The 10,840-nt window shown below is 37.5% G+C and carries 13 protein-coding genes, 1 pseudogene and 1 riboswitch; all 14 genes and pseudogenes read left to right on the forward strand.

What is annotated here, in order from left to right; all coding sequences use genetic code 11:
- Positions 1 to 194 (forward strand): hypothetical protein (locus tag BUB85_RS21900; protein WP_207648936.1); only part of this gene is annotated, 194 nt, incomplete at its 5' end.
- Between the two features lie 246 nt (positions 195 to 440).
- Positions 441 to 1,514 carry a hypothetical protein gene (locus BUB85_RS19565; protein WP_073113183.1) on the forward strand — a complete coding sequence of 358 codons (1,074 nt, stop codon included), beginning with the start codon at positions 441 to 443 and terminating at the stop codon, positions 1,512 to 1,514.
- 241 nt (positions 1,515 to 1,755) lie between these two features.
- Positions 1,756 to 2,709 carry an Abi family protein gene (locus BUB85_RS19575; RefSeq protein ID WP_073113185.1) on the forward strand — a complete coding sequence of 318 codons (954 nt, stop codon included), beginning with the start codon at positions 1,756 to 1,758 and terminating at the stop codon, positions 2,707 to 2,709.
- A gap of 176 nt (positions 2,710 to 2,885) precedes the next feature.
- Positions 2,886 to 3,092, forward strand: coding sequence for a helix-turn-helix domain-containing protein (locus BUB85_RS19580; RefSeq protein WP_073113186.1), 207 nt, complete (start codon positions 2,886 to 2,888; stop codon positions 3,090 to 3,092).
- 539 nt (positions 3,093 to 3,631) lie between these two features.
- A pseudogene (locus BUB85_RS19590) lies at positions 3,632 to 4,491 on the forward strand (MATE family efflux transporter); the annotation flags it as partial.
- Positions 4,492 to 4,763: 272 nt separating this feature from the next.
- The gene (locus tag BUB85_RS19595; RefSeq protein ID WP_073113189.1) at positions 4,764 to 5,069 is read left to right on the forward strand and encodes a hypothetical protein; all 306 of its coding nucleotides are present in this window, start codon (positions 4,764 to 4,766) and stop codon (positions 5,067 to 5,069) included.
- Entirely contained in the window at positions 5,066 to 5,209 is a 144-nt protein-coding gene (locus BUB85_RS21615; RefSeq protein WP_159434687.1) for a hypothetical protein, read from the forward strand. Before BUB85_RS19595 ends, BUB85_RS21615 begins: the two co-directional genes overlap by 4 nt.
- Before the next feature lie 47 nt (positions 5,210 to 5,256).
- Positions 5,257 to 5,535 (forward strand): hypothetical protein, encoded by a 279-nt coding sequence (locus BUB85_RS21620; RefSeq protein WP_073113190.1) that lies wholly within the window; start codon positions 5,257 to 5,259, stop codon positions 5,533 to 5,535.
- 120 nt (positions 5,536 to 5,655) lie between these two features.
- Positions 5,656 to 6,396, forward strand: a complete 741-nt coding sequence (yaaA, locus tag BUB85_RS19605; protein WP_073113191.1) for a peroxide stress protein YaaA — start codon at positions 5,656 to 5,658, stop codon at positions 6,394 to 6,396.
- A gap of 38 nt (positions 6,397 to 6,434) precedes the next feature.
- Positions 6,435 to 6,779 carry a hypothetical protein gene (locus BUB85_RS19610; RefSeq protein ID WP_073113192.1) on the forward strand — a complete coding sequence of 115 codons (345 nt, stop codon included), beginning with the start codon at positions 6,435 to 6,437 and terminating at the stop codon, positions 6,777 to 6,779.
- A 116-nt stretch (positions 6,780 to 6,895) separates the two neighbouring features.
- Positions 6,896 to 6,977, forward strand: a riboswitch (cyclic di-GMP riboswitch).
- 75 nt (positions 6,978 to 7,052) lie between these two features.
- Positions 7,053 to 7,835 (forward strand): NERD domain-containing protein, encoded by a 783-nt coding sequence (locus tag BUB85_RS19615; protein WP_084534150.1) that lies wholly within the window; start codon positions 7,053 to 7,055, stop codon positions 7,833 to 7,835.
- Positions 7,836 to 7,850: 15 nt separating this feature from the next.
- A complete protein-coding gene (locus BUB85_RS19620) occupies positions 7,851 to 8,435 on the forward strand; it encodes a class I SAM-dependent methyltransferase (RefSeq protein ID WP_073113193.1) in 585 nt (194 codons plus the stop codon).
- The gene (locus BUB85_RS21830; RefSeq protein ID WP_200803599.1) at positions 8,408 to 9,586 is read left to right on the forward strand and encodes an HNH endonuclease domain-containing protein; all 1,179 of its coding nucleotides are present in this window, start codon (positions 8,408 to 8,410) and stop codon (positions 9,584 to 9,586) included. The genes BUB85_RS19620 and BUB85_RS21830 overlap by 28 nt, the downstream gene beginning before the upstream one ends.
- A gap of 888 nt (positions 9,587 to 10,474) precedes the next feature.
- Positions 10,475 to 10,780: a hypothetical protein gene (locus BUB85_RS19630; protein WP_073113194.1), complete on the forward strand. Its 306-nt coding sequence runs from the start codon at positions 10,475 to 10,477 to the stop codon at positions 10,778 to 10,780.
- Positions 10,781 to 10,840: the final 60 nt, after the last annotated feature.

Raw genomic sequence — 10,840 nt, forward strand, 5'->3', positions numbered from 1 at the left:
TATCTGTCCAGGACACAATTCAATCTTATAGGAAGATCCTTTTTTATTCAATTGTAATGAAACAATATAAGATTGTTCTTAGGCTACTGAGCCAGAGGTATAAACCAGCCATCCCGAAGGGGATTGCCCTTGAGGGGATGGAAAAACAATGCTACACTATGTGGCTTGACGAAGAAAAAGAAGATTGTTCTTGAGTTCTTCGCCGTCGGTGATAAACGAACAGCATTGCTTTTCCATCCGGTCAAGGGTGGCGTAACAAATCAATACATTACGTGGTGTCAATCCCACGAAAAAAATGATTGACCCCAAATAAATAAGGATTGATGGATAGAGCTTTTCTTCCTGGTTAGCAGCCAGGAGGGAGAGCTCTTTTTGTAATCCAAGGATTCTGCAGAGCAGATTCCTCCTGAGAAAACAAATTTCGCAAGGAGGACAAAAGAATGCGAGCAGAATTTTTATTTAACAAAGAGGTAGAAGGTAAAGAGGTTTATTTCACAAAGGCAGCAACATGGGTAGATTCTACAAGAAATGGAAGTGCTTTATCGAACGGTAGATGTCTTAAGGTAGAGTTATCAGAGGCAGAGCAGCAGGAATTATTAGAATATATTATGGAACAGCTGATGCCGGAGATTAAAACTGTTGTAAAGTATAAGAAAAAAAGAACATCGCTTGATGAGTATAAGGCGGAGGAACTGGAAGCAATTCTTAGTATGATGGTATTTGAGGACTTTCATAAGTATAACAAAGCAAAGCACTTGGCAGATAAGCAGAAGAAATATACAATTTCTGCCTACCTTGAACACAAGGCTCGTGAAGCTATGAGAAAAATGCTAATCCAGGAAAGATCACTTCCGGTTAATGTTATCCGTAACCTAAAGTATCTCAATGATGCTGTACTTGCATTAGCAGAAGAGCAGGAGATAAGCTGTGATGAAGTATCTGCAGAAATGGTGTATGAAAAATTTTCGGACAAATCTATTTCATATAAGATGATCCTTTCACTGATGGAGCTATATCATGGAAACATTTCTATTGAAGAAATGGAAAATCCAGATGAGTGCCTGCAGAACAATATGGATAATCCGGAGAATATTATTAGTGATGAGATAGATGAGAAAACAAAGAATGCTCTGGATCAGGTGTTTATGGATTTTAGTAAAATGGAGCTATATATACTTATGAAGGAGTTCGGATTCTTTGGAGAGCAGATTAGAAGCATGACTGCAAAGGAATTATCCTATAAGGACTATTTTGTGAGCATGGCTCGTGAAGATAGGGATGGAGAAAAGAACATTGAATTTGGTAATGTTCATGTAAAACATCCGGGTAGAAATACGGCAGCTGATGATGAGATATTCGTAGAATCCGTATATTATGTGAAAGAGAAATTCTACAGCAATAAGGTAGCGAAGATTAAGAAGAAGTTGGCAGGATTAAAAGATAAGGTCTCTATGGCTGAAATGGAAGGCTGTTTGGAAGCGTATTGCATGAGATTATGGAAGGAAAAGTACTAAAGCGTGTTACAATTTTAGAGGGAAAGGCTACGTGTAATGAGCGTGGTCTTTCTTAGTTTATTGCGATTCTACTGCAATTTTACTATAATTTTTTTGATAAATTGGTTGAAAAATAGCAATTATCGTGGTAATATACTCATAGGCCGTAGGGAGGCATGGGTAGTGCCTTAATCCAAATATCCCATTAGCGGGATTAAGAATGGTAAATCCATTCTTTTTTTTTACCCAAAGGAGTGAAGCTATGGCAAGCATTGAGCCACCAATTACGCTTGAACAACAAGTTGTAATGATGAAAAAATATGTTTTGTTTCGACAGCGTAAGAGAATGCAGGATTTCTTATCTTATGCAGGTTATTTTCGTGCCAGCAGATACGGAAAGTACCTATTATCACAGGTGGGCGCTGTTGGAAGAAAATCAAAACAAGATGAGCTTTTTCAGCTATATGAATTTGATGTAAATCTTAGAAGAATACTGAACTTTTATTGCAATCGTGTGGAAGTAAAATTTAAGAGTGCAATGTCTAATGCTTGTGCGATAGATGTTAATGACGGTACATTTTATCTTGATAGGCAGTATTACACACCGTCAAAAGCTGAAAGAGATGCAAAGAAAAGAAAACATAATATCAGCTATTTCAATAATAGATTCTTTCCGGATATTGTTAAGAAAGAGTCGGATCTTAGGAGAAATATTGTTAAGTACCCTGAGTTGAAAGAATATAGAAGCGGTGGAAACAGGCATCACAATAATTTACCGGTCTGGGTTACATTTTCATATGTGGAAATGGGAACAGTAACGATGATGTATAGTTATCTTCGAGGTGATCTGAGAAAGAAAATTTTAGATTATTCGTTTGGAAAAGGAAGATATACAAAGAAGGATACGGAGCTGGTTGATACATGGCTGGATGCAGTTCGTAATCTTAGAAATTATTGTGCACATAATTCTATGGTAGTAGGTATGAATTCATCGGTAGTTCTTTTGGATTCACAGGATCAACAGTCGGTTTTAACCAAGGATAATGATTTGTTTTCAAGATTGTATGCTCTAAAAAAATTATTGCCAAAAGAGGATACAAAGCGATTAAAAAATGATATAATGAAGTTGGTAAAGAGAACACCAATAGATGTATACCTTTTGAACATTCTTCCACAAAATTGGGAAGCTTTATATGATAATATCCAAACGTTTTGAATATACTAATAGAGGCCGTTGGGAGGCAAGGGTAATGCCCTGAACCAAATATCCCATTAGCGGGTAGGCAGTTGCTTTGGCAGCTGCCTATTTTGATGAAAAGAAACGGTTGACAATTTGCGTGTTTACGATATGATAAAGTTGTACCCCAAAAATATGTGAAAGAGAGGTGCCAGATGAACGGTTTCATAACAGCAAAAGATGCAGCAGAAAAATGGAATATGTCAGTTCGTAATATACAGAATTTATGTGCTGCAGGTAAGCTTGATGGAGCAATGAAATTTGGAAATGCATGGGCGATACCCCAAGATGCAGAAAAGCCTCAGGACGGAAGGATTACTACCGGATCATATAAGAACTGGCGTAAGAAACCTAGTACTTAATATTATAACAGGAAGGAGCTTTACCCCGAAAGGCAGTTGAGATGTTTGGACTGTTGATTGCTCGTGATACAGATGAGTGTATCACACGGCGTGTAGGTGTATCACGAAAAATGATTCTGTGATACAGTTTTACCGTGAAAAGAGAGAGAATAGGGGATAAAAAAGTTAATAGATGACAAAAACAATACAGATACTGCAAGGATTTCACACCAAAGACAGGCATGAAATTATTGAGTTTGAATAGTGTATGTGTTCAGGAGCAAACCCGATTATCCTATTAGGGGCAAAAAGGGATATCTTGAGAAGTGAAAAAGAGACATAAAGAGAGAGACCTTATACGAGGCGAAAGCCTTCGTTAAGGTCTCTCTCTTTATGTTCTAGTATTCATCAGAAATGAATGAGAAGCCTTATAAACATTGGACAAGTAGTCGGTGTTATTATGGAAAATGATCGGAAAGGAAGTAGGGGAAATGTTTTTTCGGAGACTATATCGGAAAGAGTTTCGAAGATGTGCGAGATTGCCCTTCGGAGAATATTCGATTGTACCCCTGCACATAGTATTATTTAAAAACACTGTTTTTAGGGGGAAATATCTGATTCTTCACGTGATCTTCGGACCAATTGATGCGGATGTGCGCGCCCATGCTAATACATATCTGATGATTGTAACGGCATCTATTCCATTTATTGCATTTACAATGGCGGGGCTGCAATCTTCCGGGCACAAGGTAACTCTGAGATATCCATGTGTGTATCCATCATGATGAACATCATCAACGTGGGTGGAAATGCAATCCTGATTTACGGTGTCCACTGCGGAACCGAAGGTGTTGCGATTCCAACATTGGTTTCACGAGTTGCGGCTGCAGTTGCAGTCATCGTGTTATTGTTAAAGCCGAAATATCAGCTTCACATTGAACGGACATTCCGTTACAGACCGGATGGTAAGATGATCCGGCGCATTTTGCGAATTGGAATTTCGAACGGAATGGAAAACAGCATGTTTCAAGTCGGCAAAATTCTGGTGCTCAGTCTGGTCTCGTCATTCGGAACCTACGCAATTACAGCCAACGCCGTCGGAAATGTCTTAGCGATGTTCGAGATTCTTCCGGGTATGGCAATTGGTCTTGGAATGAAAACCATGATTTCAAGATGCATCGGAGCCGGAGAACAAGAGCAGGTCAAATATTATACAAGGAAACTGATGGTCGTTATCTATGTCGGAATCTGGGTATTCAATGTGCTGACAATTCTGGCGCTGCCGTTTATCCTGAAGGCGTATAATCTGTCTGATATTACGGCCAGTGAGACTACGAAGATTATTCTCTTCCACAGTATTTCCTGTATGACGATCTGGCCGTTTGCATTTGCACTTCCAAATACGCTGCGGGCAGCGGGACTCTGTGGATAACTCTTGTTTTTTGAGCAGCCAATTCTATTCGTTGCTTTTTATTATGATATTTATAAAGGTTAAAACCACAATCAGGAAGGGAAGATAAATTAATCAGGACTGCAGGAAAAATTGGAAAATGAAGCGCAAGATAATTGAAGAATTAGAGGAAGATAATTAAAATTATTATCATGAAAAAATGCTCTGAAATACCGATAATAGAGTCAAATGGGGAAGCCGTTGATTGGTGAGTCCGTTTTAAAGCCCAGGACATGAGTATAATGAGAGGCATAGAGAAAGATTTATTCATAAATCTTGCAACGCATGTGATTATTAATTCAAGTGGCATATTATCTTCAGAAAGTGCGGTATGTGTGGAGTTCGCAGAAAAACAATTTGAATTTTTCACAAATATAGAGCAGTATATTATCAATTTGAAATGCAAGAAAAAAGAACTGCACAGCAAAATCGAAGAAATCTTAGAATACATAGAAAGTACTCATTATAATGTGGCACAAGGATACGAAATTTATAAAATGCTTAGAGAATGTCGTATAAAAAGAAAAGAGAAAATGAAAAAAGCATGACATTAGAATCACTTGTAGAAAACTTTGATTGTGAGTCCATGAGGAAAAAATATCGAAGTGGAGTGGCAAAAATGCGTAATGCCATCAAAGAGGCAGAAAATTCAAAGGTATTAAAAGAGTTGCTGGAGATGGCAGTGTAAAATAATATGTTTCCCAGATAAAATAGTGTATATTGAGGTGATTATATATGAGAGAGTGGCGCCGGTGTACGATCAGTTATTGTAGCTGCCCGGAGTGCGGAAAACAATTTCCAATACCACGAAAGAAAAACCAAAGTAGAGAAAAAGGGCATATAAAAAATATATGGTGCCCCTTTTGTAAAAAAGTTGAAGCGATGAAAGAATATAGAAGTTTTGAAGCAGAAAAGAACGGATTAGGTGAACGGATTGATATTACCGAAACACAAGAGTCGGTGGAAGAAGACAAATGGGAAAAGCTTATGGAGTGGCTTCAAAAGCAGGATTAAGAATCTATGTAAAAGCAGGAACAAGGAGTTGTAAATACAATATGCAGCGACACTTTATTATGGTAAAATGTGATTAGAAAATCCAAGGATTCATTTCATAAAATCACAGAGGAAAATAGCATGAAAATAATCATTTCACCAGCGAAGAAAATCAATATTGATACCGATTCATTTGCCATAAAAGGCATGCCAATATTCATCGAAGACACGGCAAAGTTGATGCGTGCCATTCAGGCGTTATCGCGAGAAGAAGCGCAGTGTCTGTGGAAATGCAATGACAAACTGACAGATTTAAACTACGAGCGATTCCAGCATATGGACTTGGAGCGTGGGCTCACACCGGCAGCCATGGCATATGAAGGTCTGCAGTATCAACACATGTCACCAAGTGTATTTACAGAAGATGCACTTACATACATCGAACAGCATTTGCGCATCCTGTCCGGATTCTATGGAGTGCTAAAACCATTTGACGGCATCATGCCCTACCGATTGGAAATGCAGGCGAAGCTCGCCGTCGATGGCGCAAAAGATCTCTACGAACTGTGGGGCAGCAGGCTCTATGAAGAAGTCATGGATGAAGACCGCACGGTCGTGAATCTGGCATCCAAAGAATATTCGAAATGCATTGAAAAATATGTCACGGAGAAAGATCGATTCATCACGGTGGATTTCGTAGAATTAATTGACGGGAAGTTGAAACAAAAAGGAACACTTGCGAAGATGGCACGCGGCGAGATGGTGCGGTATATGGCAGAACGTGGAGTTGAGCAGGTGGAAGGAATGAAAGAGTTTGGAGAGATGGGGTTTTCTTTTGCAGAAGAGTACTCGAGTGCGGAGCGGTATGTGTTCGTGAAATAGCGAAAATGAAATAGAGAGAAAATGCAGGAGGAAATATTATGGCAGGGTTATTGGGTAATTTGTTTGATTTGAATCACGATGGGAAGATGAGTACGAGCGAAAAAGTTGCAGAAATAGACTTTATCATGCGTGCAGCGAAGAAAGCAGAAGCGGATAAAATAGCTGCATTTGGGAGAATGGATGAGACAGACGACGATTTGGAAGTGGACGATGAGGCAGAGTTGGGGATGAACACTTTCATTAGTTGTGATGTAGACGATTTGGATGATGAACAAGTGGAGGCACTTGCGGATGCAGGTGTGGATATGGATGATTGGGATTACATGGATGACGATGAGAAAATGGAAGCCATGGAAGATGCTGGGATAGATGGTGATTGGTGAGTTTTGAGAAAAGATGAATGAGAGTTTAAAAATCCTGTCAGCATTATTCTTAGGAAAATAAGCGGAAATATGGGATATATTCATAGTAAATAGCGCTTTAGTGTGGTAAAATTATAAATGAATATAGGCAAAGTTGTCGAAAGGCAATGACGCAAAACTAGTAGGGCCTAATCGAGGGAATGGCAGCCAGTTGTAATTTGATTGAGAAGCATTGTTTCCGGAGGGGGACGATGCTTTTTGTGAAAATAGTGTGCCTAAAGAGGGAGAAAAAGCTTGGAACAAATAACAAATGAAATGTCTAAATTTTTACAATATGCAGTAGTGATATTTTTTATTTTTATTGTGATTCAAATTGCAATTAAAAATCCAAAAGCAAAAATAAAAGGAATATTAGGAGAAAGTGCAATCTCTTCACTATTGAGGAACTTACCATCAGGCGAGTATAAAATAATTGATAATGTTATTTTAGCAAACCGTACTGGAACTGCGCAGATTGATCACATTGTTGTCTCTCTATATGGTGTATTTGTAATTGAAACAAAGAATTACAAGGGTTGGATTTTTGGATCGGATCGTTCGAATACATGGACACAAAATATATACGGTAAAAAGAGTAAATTCAAAAATCCAATTCATCAAAATTATGGACATATCAAAACACTTCATGAATATTTACCGAAAGACATTAATATTCCAGTGTATTCCATTGTTGCATTTCCGGGTAATTGTACATTGAAGACAAACACAACGGGGCATGTCGTGTATTGGAGCCAAGTGTGCTCCATTATAAAAATGTATACAGCGAAGGTATTGTCTCAAGCGGATGTTACGAGGATTGTTTCTCTGATTATGGAATTTAATGTTGATTCAAAAGAGTCGCGTAAAGAACATGTTGATAGAATACATCAGAAAATGCAAAGAGACATTGTAATGCAAAGTGCAGGTGTTTGCCCAAAATGTGGTGGGAAATTAATTCAGAGAAATGGAAAATACGGAGCATTTATCGGGTGTTCGAATTATCCGAAGTGTAGGTATACGGGAAAAACTAAGCTATAAGAATAGGAAAAGAAAATGAACACAACGATTGATTTCTATAATAAAAAAGCAAAGAGCTATTCAGATAATACGCTAGGTGTTAATTTTAGAAACATACAAGAGCAATTTTGCGGATTGCTTCCGGGACAGAAATATATCTTAGATTTCGGTTGTGGTTCTGGGCGAGATAGTAAATATTTTCTTTCTCAAGGATATGTCGTAGATGCAATTGATGGATCAGTTGAACTTTGTAAAATTGCCTCAGCAAATACGGGCATTGAAGTTCGACAGATGATGTTCCAAGAATTAGATGAAGCAGATAAGTATGATGGAATCTGGGCATGCGCATCGATTTTGCACCTGCCAAAAGGTACTCTTGTTGATGTTCTAAAAAGAATGCTACGAGCGTTAAAGTCGGATGGTATCATATATACCTCTTTCAAATATGGTGAATTCGAAGGAGAAAGAGACGGTCGTTATTTTACATGTTTTACAGAAGACTCTTTTGCAGAGTTCTTGAAAAGGTTTCCAGAACTTCGAGTGAAGGAACAGTGGCTTAGCGGTGATGTGAGAGAAAACCGAGGGGGAGAACAATGGCTGAATTTGATTCTGGGAAAATAGGCTATCAGTTAATAATTGATCAACAATATTATAATCAACTTGATATTGAGGGCTTCTCAAGGATGATGAAAGACCCGTCCTATTGCTACAAATTTTATTGGTTAGAGGCAATTGTACAATTGATTTCAGAAGGAAAAGATCGAGCAACATACGATGAGATCATCAATGAAATGATTGCAAATGCATGGTATTCGGTATTGGAATTTCACATTCATCTGAGTGGTGTATATGGTGATGGACAGGTGAAAGACAATCTGGAAAAAGCTGTATGCAGGCTTCATGAATTAAGTAATATTCCAATCAATGCCTCGAAGGTGGAAATTAAGAATCAAATAAATATTTTCGATAAAGAGTTACATTCCATGAAAATGAATTTGACAACAAATGTTCCGTATAAAGCGCTATCTGGATTTGCAAATCGTGTTGGGGAAAAGGTGGATCTGAATAGTAGCGCAGGAAGAATGATGGCTTATTATAATCGCTTAAGTCATAAAGACATCCTGCTGCCGTATACATTTGGAGAAGAGAATGGATTGAATCGACAGATTACATTTAACAATGCGTGGGTTTCGATGATACAAGATCAAACCGCCATGATTCTTGGTTGGATTCAATATGAAAAAGTAAAATGGCTACAGAATAATAATCCAGAGGTTCCTGGACTTATCTATAAATTAGCACCGCTTGATGAGAAGATGAGAAAGCTTTCACACGTGCGGAAATTGTGGGAAGGCATCTTAGATATTCAGCCGGTTATCGATGTATTCAAGGGAACAGAAATTGAGAAAAATGCATATGATGTGGATCACTTTATACCGTGGTCATTTGTCATGAATGATGAATTGTGGAATCTCATGCCAATGGATTCTTCTTTGAATTCTTCGAAGAGTGATAAGCTGCCAGAGTGGGACAAGTTTTTTGGAATGTTTGCTGGAAATCAATTCGTGATGTATGAATTGATTCAGGAGAAGGCTGGCATTCGGAAATTGTATGAGGCGTGTTATCGCGATAATCTGCATTCGATATGGGCAAATGTGGAACTGTATCAGAAGGGGAACTCGAAGGAAGAGTTCTGCGGGATATTGGAGAAGAATATGAGGCCGGTGTATGACTCGGCGAGACGGCAAGGGTATGAGGTGTGGAAGGTATAATGCATGGATCAAATATCAAATGAAATGACAATTTTTTAGAATATGCATTTATCATTTTTTTATAAGTGTTTTGTTCAAAATTATTCTTAATTATTCAAAGATAAAAGGGAAGAATTCACAGTTCAAGTAGAAAATTTCAGGGATATAGCCCCAATGTTACGTAGTTGTTTGAAAGAAAGGATTGGTGCAATGAATGCAACAATTGATTTCTATAACCAAAGTATGAAAAAGTATTCAGACAATACATTTACTGTTTATATCGGAAAACAAAGGCATTCAAGTCTGACAGACGGAATCCCAAGAATTAGATGTTATAGATAAGTATGATGGGTTTTTGGTGTGCATATCAATTCTACATATACCAAAACGATTCGATGAGACAGATGATTAAAGTTCTTACAAATATGTTGTAGATGTATGATAAAGAGCTAGTTGTGCAAGTAGATAAAAAAAGAACCGTGTAGAATGTGTCTTTGCAACAGCAGATAGTATGCATATACCTGGATATGCAAGCGCAGGAAGACAGAAATCATAGTAAAAAAATGAATTAGATTGAGATAAATCAGAGAAGGTTGATCTTGTGTTCAAGAAACAGTTTGAAGAAGAGAAGTTTACCCAATTAGTATCTGGAAGAGTTGAAATGATCGAAGATATAGAATTCAGATAAATGAAGTGTTAGATAAAAATAGATGGATAGTGTAAAGGCTCTAATTTTTAAATAAGTGGCATAAAGGAGATACGGAATATATTTTTTCTCAGCCCATATACGTGTGGAAAGATACCATAGATTGCTTTATAAGTTTTTTTTTGATACACTTTAAATTATAAAAAAGTAATTATGACATTGTTATTGTGTGCTTCAACATAAAGAAAAGAGGATAAATATTCATGATTAATAAAGAGGATATAGACTATATAATTTCGTGCTTGTCAAATGGGGAAACGATTCCAGAAGAGTATAAGAGTGTGTTATTTCCAACAAAAAATAAGGAATATGAACTTAATTATGCAGGGAAAATGCGTAAAGAAGATGTTTTGTCTGATACAGATGAGGTGTCTAAAGTACCGCTACAAATAGATCGTACTTTTGGAGAAGTAGAGGAAAATGAATGGCGCAATCTACTGATATTTGGTGACAATTTTCAAATATTAAAATCCTGTAACTGTTCAGAACCCCCTTGGGGAACTAATTAATTTTTGTACAAAACAGAGAATTTTTAAAACCTGTTTTGCGATATTATTTCGGTAATTGGT

It is taken from the genome of Hespellia stercorisuis DSM 15480, assembly GCF_900142165.1.
Lineage (GTDB): Bacteria > Bacillota > Clostridia > Lachnospirales > Lachnospiraceae > Hespellia > Hespellia stercorisuis.